At 67.8% G+C, this 15,187-nt stretch carries 18 protein-coding genes; 9 read left to right on the top strand and 9 right to left on the bottom strand.

Annotated features, from left to right (window positions below):
• The first annotated feature begins 11 nt into the window (after positions 1 to 11).
• The 5 genes from SI859A1_RS17365 to gndA all read left to right on the top strand — a co-directional run bounded on the left by SI859A1_RS17365 (position 12) and on the right by gndA (position 4,253).
• A complete protein-coding gene (locus SI859A1_RS17365) occupies positions 12 to 488 on the top strand; it encodes a GreA/GreB family elongation factor (protein ID WP_009210989.1) in 477 nt (158 codons plus the stop codon).
• Between the two features lie 146 nt (positions 489 to 634).
• The gene (locus tag SI859A1_RS21075; RefSeq protein WP_081451432.1) at positions 635 to 793 is read left to right on the top strand and encodes a DUF3563 family protein; all 159 of its coding nucleotides are present in this window, start codon (positions 635 to 637) and stop codon (positions 791 to 793) included.
• Between the two features lie 262 nt (positions 794 to 1,055).
• Entirely contained in the window at positions 1,056 to 1,982 is a 927-nt protein-coding gene (locus SI859A1_RS17360) for an ABC transporter ATP-binding protein (protein WP_009210988.1), read from the top strand.
• On the top strand, positions 1,979 to 2,740 hold the full coding sequence (locus tag SI859A1_RS17355; RefSeq protein WP_009210987.1) for an ABC transporter permease: 762 nt from the start codon (positions 1,979 to 1,981) through the stop codon (positions 2,738 to 2,740). Before SI859A1_RS17360 ends, SI859A1_RS17355 begins: the two co-directional genes overlap by 4 nt.
• 88 nt (positions 2,741 to 2,828) lie before the next feature.
• Positions 2,829 to 4,253: an NADP-dependent phosphogluconate dehydrogenase gene (gndA, locus tag SI859A1_RS17350; RefSeq protein ID WP_009210986.1), complete on the top strand. Its 1,425-nt coding sequence runs from the start codon at positions 2,829 to 2,831 to the stop codon at positions 4,251 to 4,253.
• 6 nt (positions 4,254 to 4,259) lie between these two features.
• On the opposite strand, the gene SI859A1_RS17345 is transcribed toward gndA, so the two are convergent.
• From SI859A1_RS17345 to SI859A1_RS17320, 6 genes are all read right to left on the bottom strand, one after another.
• On the bottom strand, positions 4,260 to 5,567 hold the full coding sequence (locus SI859A1_RS17345) for an arsenic transporter (protein ID WP_009210985.1): 1,308 nt from the start codon (positions 5,565 to 5,567) through the stop codon (positions 4,260 to 4,262).
• A gap of 31 nt (positions 5,568 to 5,598) precedes the next feature.
• A complete protein-coding gene (gene arsH / locus SI859A1_RS17340; RefSeq protein WP_009210984.1) occupies positions 5,599 to 6,330 on the bottom strand; it encodes an arsenical resistance protein ArsH in 732 nt (243 codons plus the stop codon).
• Entirely contained in the window at positions 6,320 to 6,745 is a 426-nt protein-coding gene (arsC, locus tag SI859A1_RS17335) for an arsenate reductase (glutaredoxin) (RefSeq protein ID WP_009210983.1), read from the bottom strand. Before arsC ends, arsH begins: the two co-directional genes overlap by 11 nt.
• Positions 6,742 to 7,281, bottom strand: coding sequence for an arsenate reductase ArsC (locus SI859A1_RS17330; RefSeq protein WP_009210982.1), 540 nt, complete (start codon positions 7,279 to 7,281; stop codon positions 6,742 to 6,744). The genes arsC and SI859A1_RS17330 overlap by 4 nt, the downstream gene beginning before the upstream one ends.
• Positions 7,278 to 7,628 carry an ArsR/SmtB family transcription factor gene (locus SI859A1_RS17325; protein ID WP_009210981.1) on the bottom strand — a complete coding sequence of 117 codons (351 nt, stop codon included), beginning with the start codon at positions 7,626 to 7,628 and terminating at the stop codon, positions 7,278 to 7,280. The genes SI859A1_RS17330 and SI859A1_RS17325 overlap by 4 nt, the downstream gene beginning before the upstream one ends.
• Positions 7,629 to 7,725: 97 nt before the next feature.
• A complete protein-coding gene (locus SI859A1_RS17320) occupies positions 7,726 to 8,544 on the bottom strand; it encodes a potassium channel family protein (protein ID WP_009210980.1) in 819 nt (272 codons plus the stop codon).
• Positions 8,545 to 8,644: 100 nt separating this feature from the next.
• Between SI859A1_RS17320 and SI859A1_RS17315 the strand changes: the two genes are divergently transcribed.
• The gene (locus tag SI859A1_RS17315) at positions 8,645 to 8,932 is read left to right on the top strand and encodes an Rdx family protein (RefSeq protein WP_009210979.1); all 288 of its coding nucleotides are present in this window, start codon (positions 8,645 to 8,647) and stop codon (positions 8,930 to 8,932) included.
• Positions 8,933 to 8,980: 48 nt separating this feature from the next.
• Here the strand turns inward: SI859A1_RS17315 and SI859A1_RS17310 are convergent, their stop codons facing one another.
• The gene (locus tag SI859A1_RS17310; RefSeq protein ID WP_009210978.1) at positions 8,981 to 9,346 is read right to left on the bottom strand and encodes a DUF427 domain-containing protein; all 366 of its coding nucleotides are present in this window, start codon (positions 9,344 to 9,346) and stop codon (positions 8,981 to 8,983) included.
• Between the two features lie 131 nt (positions 9,347 to 9,477).
• Positions 9,478 to 9,918, bottom strand: coding sequence for a glyoxalase superfamily protein (locus SI859A1_RS17305; protein ID WP_420804756.1), 441 nt, complete (start codon positions 9,916 to 9,918; stop codon positions 9,478 to 9,480).
• Positions 9,919 to 10,202: 284 nt separating this feature from the next.
• On the opposite strand from SI859A1_RS17305, the gene betB reads away from it, so the two are divergent.
• The 3 genes from betB (at position 10,203) to SI859A1_RS17290 (ending at position 13,060) form a co-directional block, all read left to right on the top strand.
• Positions 10,203 to 11,666, top strand: coding sequence for a betaine-aldehyde dehydrogenase (betB, locus tag SI859A1_RS17300; RefSeq protein ID WP_009210976.1), 1,464 nt, complete (start codon positions 10,203 to 10,205; stop codon positions 11,664 to 11,666).
• Positions 11,667 to 11,807: 141 nt separating this feature from the next.
• Entirely contained in the window at positions 11,808 to 12,335 is a 528-nt protein-coding gene (locus tag SI859A1_RS17295) for a sigma-70 family RNA polymerase sigma factor (protein WP_244401058.1), read from the top strand.
• Positions 12,332 to 13,060, top strand: coding sequence for an anti-sigma factor (locus tag SI859A1_RS17290; RefSeq protein WP_040325966.1), 729 nt, complete (start codon positions 12,332 to 12,334; stop codon positions 13,058 to 13,060). Before SI859A1_RS17295 ends, SI859A1_RS17290 begins: the two co-directional genes overlap by 4 nt.
• Positions 13,061 to 13,210: 150 nt before the next feature.
• Here the strand turns inward: SI859A1_RS17290 and SI859A1_RS17285 are convergent, their stop codons facing one another.
• On the bottom strand, positions 13,211 to 15,130 hold the full coding sequence (locus tag SI859A1_RS17285; RefSeq protein WP_009210974.1) for a methyl-accepting chemotaxis protein: 1,920 nt from the start codon (positions 15,128 to 15,130) through the stop codon (positions 13,211 to 13,213).
• Positions 15,131 to 15,187: the final 57 nt, after the last annotated feature.

Raw genomic sequence — 15,187 nt, 5'->3', positions numbered from 1 at the left:
GATGTCGTCCGATGAGTGTCGCTTTCGTCAAGGAACCCAATGACGACCAGGTCGAGGTGCTGCCGGATCGCGATCTGGGCACCGAGCCCAATCTGGTCACGCCGCGCGGGCTGTCGCTGATCGATGCCGAGATCGCCGCGCTGAACGAGCGCAAGGAGGCGGCGCGGCAGGCCGACGACAAGATCGCCATCGCCAACATCAACCGCGACCTGCGCTACTGGAATGCGCGCCGCGCCACCGCCGAGCTGATCCGGCCGCGCGACACCGGCGGCACGGCCCAGTTCGGGAGCGTCGTATCGATCGAGCGCGAGGACGGCCGCACCCAGCAATTCACCATTGTCGGGATCGACGAGGCCGATCCGTCCGCCGGGCTGATCTCCTATCTGTCGCCGCTGGCCCGCAGCCTGATCGGACGGACTGTCGGCGACATTGTGCGCGCCGGCACCGCCGACGCCGAGATCATCGCGATTTCCGAGGAAGCCGCCTGACCGTCCCCGGCCGGCTGAGGTTCCAGGCCGGGGATAGTTAACGAATCCTTTCCGCCGCCGTGCCGCCACGGCATGGCTGCCTTGCATCGCGCGGCATTGCTGCATTGCGGCAAAGCTTCCATCTAGGGGCGGAAAGGAGACCAGTCATGAACATCACCGACAAGATCCGCGGCGCCTTCAGCCGCAACCGCGAGCAGGAGCTGGTTCGGGCCTATCTGGACCAGTCCGTGTCCATGTCCGATCTGGAGCGCCGTCTCCGCGAGGTCGACCAGGGTCGTTTCTCGGCACGCAGCTACCCCTTCTGACAGGGCGCGGGGGGCTTCTCCCGCCTCGATCTGCCCGGCGCGGCATGGCCTGCGCGCGAAGGGCCGGATTCACCGCCCGCAAACGACGTGCCAGCTTCCCGCTGCCCCGCCGTTTGCGGGCGTTCTCGTCTGCGGGTATGCCGGTTGACGATCCGTCCGTCCGACTGCCTCTGGCCAAAGCTGGCCGAACGGCTATGTCGGGTGGAAATGCCCGGCGACATTCGCGCGCTCCGGCCGTCTCCTGCAGCGGTAACATCTCTCCATGGCACCGATCCTCTCCGTCCAGAACGTCTCGAAGACCTATGCGGGCGGCTTCCAGGCGCTGAAGAACATCGACCTGTCCATCGACAAGGGCGAGATCTTCGCGCTGCTCGGCCCCAACGGCGCCGGCAAGACGACGCTGATCTCGATCATCTGCGGCATTGCCGGCCTGACCGAGGGTTCGATCTCGGTCGGCGGCCACGACATCGACCGCGACTTCCGCGCCGCCCGCTCGATGATCGGCCTCGTTCCGCAGGAGCTGACCACCGACGCCTTCGAGAGCGTCTGGGCCACCGTCTCCTTCTCGCGCGGGCTGTTCGGCAAGAAGCGCAATCCAGCCCATATCGAGAAGGTGCTGCGCGACCTGTCGCTGTGGGACAAGCGTGACAGCAAGATCATGACCCTGTCGGGCGGCATGAAGCGCCGCGTGCTGATCGCCAAGGCGCTGTCGCACGAACCGGAGGTGCTGTTCCTCGACGAGCCGACGGCCGGCGTCGATGTCGGCCTGCGCCGCGAGATGTGGGAGGTCGTGCGCAAGCTGCGCGAATCCGGCGTCACCATCATCCTCACCACCCACTATATCGAGGAAGCCGAGATGATGGCCGACCGTATCGGCGTCATCTCGCGCGGCGAGCTGATCCTGGTCGAGGACAAGGCCGAGCTGATGCGCAAGCTCGGCCACAAGGAACTGACCCTGCATCTGCAGGAGCCGATCCAGCGCCTGCCGGACGGGCTCGACGATTACGACATCACGCTGGCGCCGGACGGCGAGAGCCTGACATACAGCTACGACACCACGGCCGAGCGCACCGGCATCGCCACGCTGATGAGCCGCCTGTCGGACGCCGGCATCCGCTTCCGCGACCTGTCGACCAAACAGTCCACGCTGGAGGAAATCTTCGTGAACCTGGTGAGGGACGAGGCATGAATTTCGCTGCGGTCCGCGCAATCTACAAGTTCGAGATGGCCCGCACCTGGCGGACCATCATGCAGAGCGTGATCTCGCCGGTCATCTCCACCTCGCTCTATTTCGTCGTCTTCGGCGCGGCCATCGGCTCGCGTATCGAGGAGATCGACGGCGTCTCCTACGGCGCCTTCATCGTGCCCGGCCTGATCATGCTGTCGCTGTTGCAGCAGAGCCTGACCAATGCCGCCTTCGGCATCTATTTCCCCAAATTCGTCGGCACGATCTACGAAATCCTGTCGGCGCCGATCTCGGCCTTCGAGATCGTGCTCGGCTATGTCGGCGCGGCGGCCACCAAATCGGCCATGCTCGGACTGATCATCCTCGCCACCGCCTGGTTCTTCGTCGATCTGCGGATCGAGCATCCGATCTGGATGCTCTCCTTCCTCGTTCTGACGGCGATCACCTTCTCGCTGTTCGGCTTCATCATCGGCATCTGGGCCGACGGCTTCGAGAAATTGCAGCTCGTGCCGCTGCTGATCATCACCCCACTGGCCTTTCTGGGAGGCAGCTTCTATTCCATCAAGATGCTGCCGGAGTTCTGGCAGGACGTCAGCCTGGTCAATCCGGTCGTCTATCTGATCAGCGGCTTTCGCTGGGCCTTCTACGGCACGTCGGACGTGTCGATCGGGGTCAGCCTGGCCATGACGCTGGTCTTCCTGGGGGCCAGCCTGCTGGTCATCGGCTGGATCTTCCGCACCGGTTGGCGGCTGAAGAGCTGACACGCGCGGCGACCGCCGCGGAACGCAATTCGACGGACCGTCCGGCGTGGCGCATCGCCCCGGGGCGGGGGAAGACAGGAGAAGTCAGATGGGTGATCGGCCGGCCGATATCGGGGTCTATGGTCTCGGGACGATGGGCGCCAATCTCGCGCTCAACATCGCCGAGAAAGGCTTCAGGGTGGCGGTCTTCAACCGCACCGTCGAGAAGGGCTTTGCCCTGCGCGACGACAATCCGGGTATCGGCGACAATGTCGTGCCGGCCTCGACGCTGAAGGAATTCGTCGCCTCGCTGAAGAGCCCGCGGCTGGTGCTGTTCATGGTCCCGGCCGGCAAGATCGTCGATGCCGAGATCGCCGAGGTGGCGCCGCTGCTGTCGCCGGGCGACGTGATGATCGACGCCGGCAATGCCGATTTCAACGACACGGTCCGCCGCTCGCGGGACGTCGAGGGCACCGGCCTCAACTTCGTCGGCATGGGCGTGTCGGGCGGCGAGCTCGGTGCGCGCCACGGCCCTTCGATCATGGTCGGCGGGGCGAAGGACACCTATCCGCAGCTCGAGCCGATCCTGACGAAGATCGCTGCGAAATACGAAGGCGCGCCCTGCGTCGCATGGCTCGGCCCGGACGGCGCCGGCCATTTCGTCAAGACCATCCACAACGGCATCGAATATGCCGACATGCAGATGATCGCCGAGATCTACGGCATCATGCGCGACGGCATGGGGATGCAGGCGGACGCCATGGCGGCGATCTTCGGCGAGTGGAACAAGGGCGGCCTGTCCTCCTACCTGATCGAGATCACCGCGGTGAATCTCGCCGAGAAGGACCCCGAGACCGGCAAGCCGCTGGTCGATTTGATCGTCGACGAGGCTGGCCAGAAGGGGACCGGCCGCTGGGCGGTCATCGAGGCGCAGAAGCTGGGCGTCGGCGCCACCACCATCGAGGCCGCGGTCTCGGCGCGAGGCGTCTCCTCGCGCCGCTCCGAGCGGGCCGAGGCGAGCCGCTTCTATGCCGGCATCGCCACCGAGGCGGCGGATTTCTCCGCCGAGGCCGCCGGCATCGCCGAACTGGAGCAGGCGCTGGAGACGGCCAAGATCATCGCCTACGCCCAGGGCTACGCCACCATGGCCTCGGCCTCGGAGGAGTTCGGCTGGAACCTGCCGCTCGGCACTATCGCCGAGATCTGGCGCGCCGGCTGCATCATCCGCTCGCAGTTCCTCGACGACATCGCCGGCGCCTACGAGACCGGCGGCGTGGTCAACCTGTTGCAGTCGCCTGCCTTCATCGGCCGGGTCGAGGCGGGGCAGACGGCGCTGCGCAAGGTTGTCGCCAAGGCGTCGATGGCCGGCATCCCGGTGCCGGCGCTGTCGGCGGCGCTCGCCTATTTCGACGATTATCGCCGGGCGCGCGGCACCACCAATCTGACCCAGGCGCAGCGCGACCTGTTCGGGGCCCACACCTTCCACCGGCTCGACCGCGACGGTGTTTTCCACCATCGCTGGCCGGCCGTCTGATCCGGCCTAGCTGCCGTTTAGCAGCGGCAGCCAGACGACCAGCGCCAGAAGCGTCGCCAGCAGCACTGGCGGCGTGATGACCAGCCCGACCTTCATATACTGGCCCCAGGTGATGCGATATCCCTTGGTGGCCAGGACATGCAGCCAGAGCAGCGTGGCGAGGCTGCCGATCGGGGTGAATTTCGGCCCGAGATCGTTGCCGATGACATTGGCGTAGATCATCAGTTCCTGGCTCAGCGGCGTGACGTCCGCCCGGTCGATGGCCAGCGCCCCGACCAGCGTCGCCGGCATGTTGTTCATCACCGAGGCGAGGATGGCGGCGGCAAAGCCGCTGCCGACGGTCGCCACGACATTGCCCTGCTGGCCGAGCCAGACCAGGAGGCCGGCGGCCAGATCCGTCAGGCCGGCATTGCCGAGGCCGTAGACCACCAGGTACATGCCCACCGAGAACAGGACGATCTGCCAGGGCGCATTGCGCAGAACCCGACCGATCGGCACCACCGCCGCGCCCTTGCCGATCCAGCGGCCGGCGATGGCCAGCAGCAGCAAGGCCGCGGCGCCGGTGACGAACGCGATCGGCACGTCGAACGGGCCGGTGACGAAATAGGCGATCAGCAGCAGGCCGAGCAGCGGGAAGGCGGCGCGGAACACCAGCGGGTCGCGGATCGCCGAGCGCGGCTCTTCCAGCTCCTCCACCGGATAGGCCGCCGGGATCGCCCGTCCGTAATAAACCCACAGCACCGCCAGCGTCGCCGCCAGGGCGACGAGGTCGACCGGCACCATGACCAGCGCGTAGCGGTTGAAGCTGATGTCGAAATAATTCGCCGAGACGATGTTCACGAGATTGGAGATGACCAGCGGCAGGCTGGTCGTGTCGGCGACGAAGCCGGTGGCGACGATGAAGGCCAGTGCCGCCTCGGGTCGGAAGTCGAGCCGCAGGAGGATCGCCAGCACGATCGGCGTCAGAAGCAGCGCCGCGCCGTCATTGGCGAAGAAGGCGGCGATCACCGCACCGAGCAGCACGACGAGCGGAAACAGCCGCCGCCCGTTGCCGCCGCCCCAGCGCGCCACATGCAGCGCCGCCCAGTGGAAGAAGCCCGCCTCGTCGAGGATCAGCGAGATGACGATCAGCCCGACAAAGGTGAAGGTCGCATCCCAGACGATGTCCCAGACGACGCCGAGATCGGTGAAATCGACCACCCCGACGGCCAGTGCCATCGCCGCGCCGCCCAGCGCGCTCCAGCCGATGCCGAGGCCCTTCGGCTGCCAGATGACGAGGATCAGGGTGGCGAGGAAGATCGCGAAGGCGAGCATGGCAATGTCCGGGACGGGGTGGGCGAAAAGCTCAGATCGAGCGCTGGTTGACCCTGAGGGAGACGGCTTCCGCGCTCTCCACGCGTTCGGAATAGCGATCGGTCAGATAGTCCGACCGGCCGCGCACGAGATGGGTGAACTTCACCAGTTCCTCGCAGACATCGACGATGCGGTTGTAATAGGCGGACGGCTTCATCCGCCCCGCCTCGTCGAACTCGTTGAAGGCCTTGGCCACCGACGACTGGTTGGGGATGGTGACCATGCGCATCCAGCGGCCGAGAATGCGCATCTGGTTGACCGCGTTGAAGGATTGCGAACCGCCCGATACCTGCATGACGGCCAGCGTCTTCCCCTGGGTCGGCCGCACGCCGCCGAGCGACAGCGGCAGCCAGTCGATCTGCGCCTTCATGATCGCCGTCATCGCGCCGTGGCGCTCCGGGCTGACCCAGACCATGCCCTCGGCCCACATGGCGAGGTCGCGCAGCTCCTTCACCTTGGGATGGGAGGGCTCGGCGCCGTCGGGCAGCGGCAGGTCGTGCGGATCGAAGGTCTTCACCTCGCAGCCGAACCAGCGCAGCAGCCGGCCAGCTTCCTCGGCGACAAAGCGCGAATAGGAGCGCGCGCGGATCGAGCCGTAGAGGACGAGGATCCGCGGCGCGTGGGCCGGACCGTCCGGCCCGGCCAGCGCCGCGACATCGGGCCGTTCGAGCTGGTCGGCGGCGATGTTCGGCAGGTCGAACGGCGTTGCAGGCTCATCCGTCATGGTAGTGTTCGCTTCCTTCGATCACCACTTCGCCGTCCTCCTTGGTGAACAGGCCGATCTCGGGATCCGGCAGGATCTCCAGCACGGTCTCGGACGGGCGGCACAGCCGGGCGCCCTTGTCCGTCACCACGATCGGGCGGTTGATCAGGATCGGGTGTTGCATCATCGCGGCGAGGATTTCCTCGTCCGACAGCTTCGGGTCGTCGAGCCCGAGCTCGGCATAGGGTGTGCCCTTTTCGCGCAGCAGGTCGCGCGGCTTCATCTGCATCATGTCGAGCAGCTCGATCAGCGTTTCGCGGCTGGGCGGGTTCTTCAGATATTCGATGACCTGCGGGTCCTCGCCCGACTGGCGGATCATGGCGAGGGTGTTGCGCGAGGTGCCGCAGTCGGGATTGTGATAGATCGTGACGGTCATGAGGCCTCTGCTGGGTGGGGAGCGGTCGCCGTCGTCCCCTCCAACCGGCCAATGGCACGGATCTCGGCGGTCAGGCTGCTGCGCTCGAGCGTTTCAATCGGCAACGCCGTGAAGACGGCGATGCGATTGCGCATGTAATGCAGCGCACGCAGAAAGGCAGCGCGCTGCCACATTCCGCCGCGCGTTTCGGCTGCCGGGTCCTCGATGCCCCAGTGCCCGGTCATCGGCTGGCCCGGCCAGACCGGGCAGGATTCGCCGGCCGCGTCGTCGCAGACGGTGAAGACGAAATCCATCATCGGCGCGCCCGGCTCGGCGAACTCGTCCCAGCTCTTGTAGCGCAGGCCGTCGGTCGGATAGCCGTGCTCGGCCAGAAGCTCGAGGCTCATCGGGTGGACGTCGGGCCTGGGGAAGCTGCCCGCCGAAAAGGCGTTGAAGCGCCCGCCGCCCTCCTTGCGCAGGATGGCTTCGGCGAGGATCGAGCGGGCGGAATTGCCCGTACACAGGAACAGCACGTTGAACGGATCGGACCGGGTCATCGGCAGGCCTCCTCTGTCCCGCAGGCGGGCACCAGCGCGGCAAGATCGCCGCAAAGCTCCGGCCGGCCGCCGCAGCAATCCTCGGTGAGGAAGCCCAGCAGGCCACGCATCTCGTCGTAGCGGACGGCATAGAGGATGCGCCGTCCGTCCCGCCGCGAACCGATCAGTCCTCCGCGCTCGAGGGCGGCGAGATGGAAGCTCATCCGGGTGGGGGCCGCGCCGAGACGCTCCGCGATCACGCCGGACGGCAGTCCCTCGGGTCCGGCCTGCACGAGGGCACGGAACGCGGCGAGGCGGTCGGCATGGGCGAGGGCGGCGAGCGCCGCGACGGCTCTGTCTTCATCCATGCTGCAATACTACAAGGATATTTGTAGTATGCAAGCGCGGCGATGCAGCCGCCCGGCGCGAGGTGCCCGTCGCGGCGTCGTCGCGGCGGCAGTCCGGTCAGTCGCCGGGGTCGGGAATCTTCAGGAGCTGGCCGCAGGCCTTGCAGTGGACGGCGTCGGGGTCGTGGCGCTGCAGGCCGCAATTGGGGCAGGGATAGTCGACCTTGCGCGGCCGGAAGATCGCCTGCGCCAGGCGCACGAACAGCGAGATGCCGATGATCATGATGACAACCGAGGTCAGCTTGCCCCAGCTGCCCGGCAGGGTGATGTCGCCGTAGCCCGTCGTCGTCACCGAGGCGACGGTGAAATAGAGCGCGTCGAGATAGCCCTCGAGGCCCGACCCCTTCCGAAAGAAGGTCGTGTAGACGAAGCCCGTCGCCAGGAAGAGAAAGGTGATCAGATTGACCACCGCGCGGGCGAGCTGCTCCCAGTCCCGGTGGCCCCAGCGCCGCAACGGCCGCCACAGGACGCCGCTCTGGGAGATCGACCACAGCCGGACGATCCGCAGGAAGCCGAAATTGATCAGCGTGTAGGGAAACAGCAGCGTCGCCAGGATCACCAGATCCAGGAGCACGAAGGGCTGGCGCAGCCATTTGAGCGGGTTGCGGGCGGCAAAGCACCGTGCCGAGACGTCGGCGGCGAGAATCGCGGCGACCGAATAATCGACGAAGAGGAAGGACGGGTCGTCGCGCAGGATCGGGCTGAAGACGAAGAAGGCGATGATCGCCATGTCCACCAGCAGCACCGCCATCTGGAAGCGCAGGGCGTTTCGGGTGTGACCGTGATAGAGTCGGCGCAGGCGGACCCTTGCGCGGGTGATCCGGGTCTTGAGCCGGCGGCGGTGCCTGCCATGTGCAGGACGGGCGGATTGCAGCATTGCAGCCGATAGGTTGGGTCCGGAAGGGCGCGTCGCGCGGACCGGCCGGAATGCCGCTCCACCGCCCGAGGTAGCGCGGCAGGCTTCAGGAGTACAGGCAATGAGCAAGGACGGGACGGCCCCGAGGATCGCGATCACCTATTGCACCCAGTGCCAGTGGCTGCTGCGGGCGGCCTGGATGGCGCAGGAGCTGCTGTCGACCTTCGGCCCGGATCTGGGCGAGGTGGCGCTGGTGCCGGGCACCGGCGGGGTCTTCGAGATCCGTTATGAGGGCGAGACGATCTGGGAGCGCAAGGCCGATGGCGGCTTTCCGGAGGCCAAGATCCTGAAGCAGCGGGTGCGCGACCGGCTCGACCCGGCCCGCGACCTCGGCCACAGCGACCGCTGACGCGGCGGGGCCGCTGCCGGCCCCGCGCAGGACGGAGGGTCCGGCCGGTCAGCTGACTGGGACGGTCACCTTCTTCGGATCGAAGGCGACATGGCCGGCGATCTCGCCGACGCCGGCATGGGGCGTATCATAGGCCCAGACCGCGTCGTCGGCGGACTGCGCCTCGGCGGTGATCGACCAGTAGCGGGCCTCGCCCTTGAACGGGCAGGTCGTGCGCCGGTCGCTTTCGCGCAGATAGGCCATCTCCACCCGGTCCTTCGGGATATAATAGACCGGATCGTAGCCGGTCTCGTGCAGCACCAGCGCCTTGTCGGTGGAGGCAAGGATGGCGCCGAGGAAATTCACCACCACGGAGCCGGCGGCCGGCTCGATCCGGATTCGCTCGCAGGTACGCTGTTCGAGGTCTGTGGTCATCGGGCTTCTCCAATTGCAGGGATCGCCAAGGAAAAGGGGCCCGCGGCAGGGCCGTTCCGCGGCTGCGGCGAAGCGTCCGGATCGGCATCCGTGCCGGGACGGGCGCCCGGCACGGATTTCTCGGCCGCGCCCTAGAGCGCGAGTTGCAGATGCGGCCGGCCGTCCGAGGTCTTCTCGGTCGTCGCGCCGGTCGCATCCACGGTGACGGTCACCCGGCGCCGGAACGCCGAGAAACTGTCGAAGGCGACGACGTCCACCGGCGTGTCGAACTGGATCGAGGCCCGGTAGCGCCCGCTCTTCGACAGAGCGTGCAGCGCGACGAGTTCGCCGGTGAAGTCGTGGCCGAGATAGCGGCCGGCCACCGTCGAGCCGATGGTCAGATCGGCGACGGAGCGGCCGCGTGCGGCCAGCGCACTCAGCGTGTTCCAGTCGCGCACGCCGTGCTGGCGCGCCACCAGCTCCAGGGCGGCGCTGTGGGTGAGGTCGTGGCCCGTGTCGGCCAGTCCGGCCCGCAGGCGCCTGGCCTGGGCCTTGTAGTCGGTGGCGGTCGGGGTGTGGGGCATGCCGGTCATCTGCTGAACCTTTCGAGGTCGTCGCATGCGGCGTCTTGAAGTCGGGGCTCGCGATTGCCGTCAGGCCGCATGCCAACGTGAAATGGCGTCACGGATGATCGGAAAGGGGATTCACCACGGCTTTCGCCCGCGAGCGGCAGGCTCCCTCGGCCCGCAGCACAGATGGAGGGTCGCGGCCGCAACGTCAAGCGCGGCGATCTCGGCGGCATCAGCGGGGCGGGCCAAGGTGGCGCGCGGCGGCCGGCGGCGTTACAGAAGCGGCAACGAAGGAAGAGGACGAAGCCATGCGCGCCCAGCCCAACGGATCCCATTACATCGACGGCGGCTATGTCGAGGACGAGAGCGGCGAGGCCTTCGCCAGCATTTATCCGGCCACCGGCGAGACCATCGCCGAACTGCACGCCGCCACCCCGGCCCTGATCGAGCGCGCCATCGCCGCGGCGCAGAAGGGGCAGGCCGTCTGGGCGGCGATGACCGGCGCCGAGCGCGGCCGCATCCTGCGCCGGGCCGCGGCGATCATGCGCGACCGCAACGAGGCGCTGTCGGAGCTGGAGACGCTCGACACCGGCAAGGCGCTGTCCGAGACGCTGGTGGCGGACGCCGCCTCGGGCGCCGACGCGCTGGAATATTTCGGCGCGCTCGCCGCCGACATCACCGGCGACTACATCGATCTCGGCGGCTCCTTCGCCTATACGCGCCGCGAGCCGCTGGGCGTCTGCGCCGGCATCGGCGCCTGGAACTACCCGATCCAGATCGCCTCCTGGAAGGCCGCCCCGGCGCTGGCCTGCGGCAACGCGATGATCTTCAAGCCCTCTGAAGTGACGCCGCTGACGGCGCTGAAACTCGCCGAGATCCTGTCCGAGGCGGGCCTGCCGGCCGGCGTCTTCAACGTCGTGCAGGGCATGGGCCCGGTGGGCGCGGCACTCGCCGGCCATCCGCGGATCGCCAAGGTCTCGGTCACCGGCTCGGTGCCGACCGGCGCGCGGGTGATGCAGGCGGCGTCTGAGACCACCAAGCACGTGACCCTGGAACTCGGCGGCAAGTCGCCGATCGTCGTCTTCGCCGATGCCGATCTCGATGCGGCGGTTTCCGGCGCGATCCTCGGCAATTTCTACTCCACCGGCCAGATCTGCTCGAACGGCACCCGCGTCTTCGTCGAGCGCTCGGTGCGGGCCGCCTTCGTCGAGAAGCTGGTGGCGCGCACCAGGGCGATCACCCTCGGCGATCCGCTGCGGGTGACCACCGATCTCGGCCCGCTGGTCTCGCGCGCCCAGTACGAGAAGGTGCTCTCCTATCTGGAGATCGGCCGGCAGGAAGGCGCCACGGTCGCCTGCGGCGGCGGCGGCGCAAAGGTCGACGGCTTTCCCGACGGGGTCTTCGTCGAGCCGACGGTCTTCACCGACGTCACCGACGACATGCGCATCGCCGGCGAGGAGATCTTCGGCCCGGTCATGTGCGTCCTCGATTTCGACGACGAGGAGGAGGCGATCGCCCGCGCCAATGCCAGCGAATTCGGCCTGGCGGCGGGCGTCTACACCCGCGACATCCAGCGCGGCCACCGCGTCGTGGCGAAGCTGCAGGCCGGCACCTGCTGGATCAACGCCTACAATCTGACCCCGGTGGAAATGCCCTTCGGTGGCTTCAAGCGCTCCGGCATCGGCCGCGAGAACGGCCGCGCGGCGCTGGAGCATTACAGCCAGGTCAAGTCGGTCTATGTCGAGATGGGCACGAGCGAGGCGCCCTACTGACGGAAAGGCCGGTCACGGGACCGTCAGGGCGCAGGCGTTGACTTTCGCCCGCCGCCATTGTTCGGCTGTCTGCATGTGCGGCGAAGCAGCGAGAACCCGGCCCTGATGTCGACAAGTGCGGAGGAAGGCCGGGCAGTGCTCGTGGAACGCCTGCGCGCCGTCGCTACGGGCGACCGCGCGGCGCTGCAGGCCGTCTACGATCTGACATCGGCGAAGCTATTCGGCATCTGCCTGCGTATCTTGGGGGACCGCGAGGAAGCCGAGGACGTGTTGCAGGATGTGTATCTGATCATATGGCGCAAGGCCGAGAGCTTCGATGCGGGGCGGGCGAGCCCGATCACCTGGCTGGCGACGATCGCCCGCAACCGGTCGATCGACCGCCTGCGCCAGGTCGGGCCTCGCCGCGCCGACCGGCCGGTGGACGCCGCGCTGGATCTTGCCGACGGCACGCCCGACGCCTTCGAGCTGCTGCATCGCGCGCAGGAGGGGCAGCAGCTCGCCGCATGCCTGGACACGCTGGAAGAGCGCGCCCGCAGCGCGATCACCGCGGCCTTTTTCGGCGGCGCCACCTATGAAACGCTGGCCGGCCATGCCGGGGTGCCGCTCGGCACCATGAAGAGCCTGATCCGGCGCGGGCTGCAGAAACTGAAGGGATGCCTGTCGCAATGACCGCGGCGCAAGACCACGAACGGGACGATGCGGATCTGGCCGCCGAGTATGTGCTCGGCGTTCTGGATGGCGCAGAGCGTCGTGCGGTCGAGCGCCGGGCGGCGACGGATGCCGCCTTCGCGCAGGAGATCGATGCCTGGGCCGAGCGCCTCGGGCCGCTGGCGCAGACGGTGCCGGCAGTGGTGCCGCCCGCCAGCGTCTGGGCCCGCATCGCCGGCGAGATCGACTGGATGACGCGCCGTGCCGCGACCCCGGCTGTGCCGCGCGGCCGCAGGGTTTCGCCGATCTGGCAATGGCTGGGGCTCGGCGGAATGGGGCTCGCCGTCACCAGCCTGGCGATGCTCATCCTGGTCGCCGGCCGCGACCTCGCCGCGCCGCCCCCTGCGCCGGGCGGGACGCTGACCGCGACGCTCAGCGCCGACGACGGCACGCCGCTCCTGACGGTGGTGATCGACACCGGCACCGCCGAGGCGACGCTGATCCCCGTGGTCGCCGCGCAGGAGGCGGGCCGGGTGCCCGAGCTCTGGCTGGTACCGCCGGCCGGCGGCGCGCCGCGCTCGCTCGGCTTGATCGACATGACCCATCCGCTGCGGCTGGTTCTCAGTGATCCCGAATATGGTGCCACCGATGCCGCGCTCGCAGTGTCGATGGAGCCCGAGGGCGGTTCGCCCACCGGCGTGCCGACGGGCCCCGTGGTCGCCTCCGGTCCGCTGCATTCGATCTGATCGCCTGACGAAACAAACAGGCCGGCCGACCTCGCGAGAGATCGATCGGCCTGTCTGCATGTGATCGGGAGTGTCTCGGACCGCCGGTTTCCCGGCTCGGTCAGTCGGCCCGATGGCCGGGCCCGCGCGAACGCGCCCGGCGGCTGGGGCTCAGAACTCGTCCCAGCTGTCGGCGACCGGCTTCGGTGCCGCACCGCCGTCGATGGTCCGCAGCTGCCTGACGCCGCGCGACGGGGCCCCATGGCGGTGCGACGGCTGCGGCGCCGGCGAACCGCGGCGGGCGCCGGCATCGCCGGCACTGGTGCTGAACTTGGCCATGGCATGGGCCAGCTCGTCTGTCTCGTTGGCCAGCGTCTGGCTCGCCGCCGTCGCTTCCTCGACCATGGCGGCGTTCTGCTGGGTCACCTTGTCCATCTGATCGGCCGCACCCGAGACTTCGCGCAGGCTCGTCGCCTGTTCCCGGGCCGAGGAGGCAATGGTCGAGATGACCTCCGCCATGGCGCTGACTTCGGTGACGATCTCTTCCAGCGACTTGCCGGAGGCGGTGACGAGCTCGACGCCGGTGCCGACCTGTTCGCGGGAGGTGGCGATCAGCGTCTTGATCTCCTTGGCCGCTTCCGCCGAGCGCTGGGCGAGCCCGCGCACTTCCTGGGCGACGACCGCAAAGCCCTTGCCCGCCTCGCCGGCCCGGGCCGCCTCGACGCCGGCGTTCAGCGCCAGGAGATTGGTCTGGAAGGCGATCTCGTCGATCACCGAGATGATCGAGTTGATCTTCTCCGAGGACTGCTCGATCTGGCCCATGGCCGCGACCGCCTTGCCGACGACCTCGCCGCCCTTCTGGGCCTTTTCACGGGCACCCGAGGCCACCTGCTGGGCCTTGCCGGCACCTTCGGCGGTCTCGTTGACGGCCTGGGTCACTTCGCCCAAAGCCGCGACGGTTTCCTCCAGGCTCGCCGCCTGCTGCTCGGTGCGGTGGGCGAGATCGTTGGAGGCGGTGTTGATCTCGCCGAGACCCGTGCGGATCGAGGCGATCGAGGTCACGACATGGCCGATGGCCTCTTCCAGCGAGGCGACGCTGGCGTTGAACTTGGCGCGGATCGGCTCGAATTCCTCGGCCACCTTGTCCTGCATGCGCACCGTCAGGTCGCCGGCCGACAGGCGCTCGAAGCCCACTTCGACCACCCCGACGAAGGCGCGCAGGTCTTCCGCCTTGGCGTTGTCGAGCGCCGCCTGACGCTTCTTGGCCTCTTCCTGGCTGATGCGGGCGGCCTCGGCTTCCTCGGCCAGCTCGTCGCGCTCGATGGCGGCCTGCTTGAAGGCCTCGACCGCGCCGGCCATCTCGCCGATCTCGTCCCGGCGGCCGGCGCCGGGGATGATGACGGTCTTGTCGCCGGCGGCGAGCGAACGCATGGCAGCGGTCATCTGGGCGATGGGGCGCGAGATCGAACGGGCCAGCGGAATGGCACAGGCGATCAAGAGGGCGAACAGCAACGCGAACCAGAGAAGCGCCTTGTAGACTTCGCCCATGAACTGGGTGTTGAGATCGTCGACATAGAGCCCGGTGGCAACCGTCCAGTCCCAGGGGGCAAACAGCTGTGCGTAGGAGAGTTTGGGCGAGATCTCGTCCGACCCCTTCAGCCGCGCCCGGTAATAGGTCGTGAAGCCGCCGCCCTTGTGGGCGTTCTCCACCATCTCGCGGTTGTAGAAGACGCCCTTCACATCCTTGGATTTGAACGAATCCGTGCCCTGAAGCTTCGGATCGGGGTGCATCACGCGCGTGCCGTCGGCGCTCATCATGAAGAGGTAGTCGTTTTGTCCGAAGCGGATCGGCAGGGCGGCTTCACGGGCACGGTCCTGCGCCTCCTGAAGCGTCAGTTCGCCCGACTCGACCCTTGCCTGAAAGCCGCCGAGCATCGAGATGGCGCTGTCGACCTGCGAGATGATCAGATTCTTGCGATCGTTCCAGATCGTTTGATGCAGCGAGTACAGTTGCAGGGTCATCGCGGCGATGCTGGCGAAGGCTGCAACAGCGATGAGGGCGGACAGTTTTCGGCTGATGGAGAAATTCATGACGTTCCCGCTGCGGCCCTTACGGCCTGTTCGTAAGCTTCGCGGATTTTATGGCGG

Origin of the sequence: Aurantimonas manganoxydans SI85-9A1 (genome assembly GCF_000153465.1) — a bacterium.
Classification (GTDB): Bacteria; Pseudomonadota; Alphaproteobacteria; order Rhizobiales; family Rhizobiaceae; genus Aurantimonas; species Aurantimonas manganoxydans.
The sequence above is the reverse complement of the archived record's forward strand: the minus strand, read 5'-3'. Positions and strand labels throughout refer to the sequence as shown.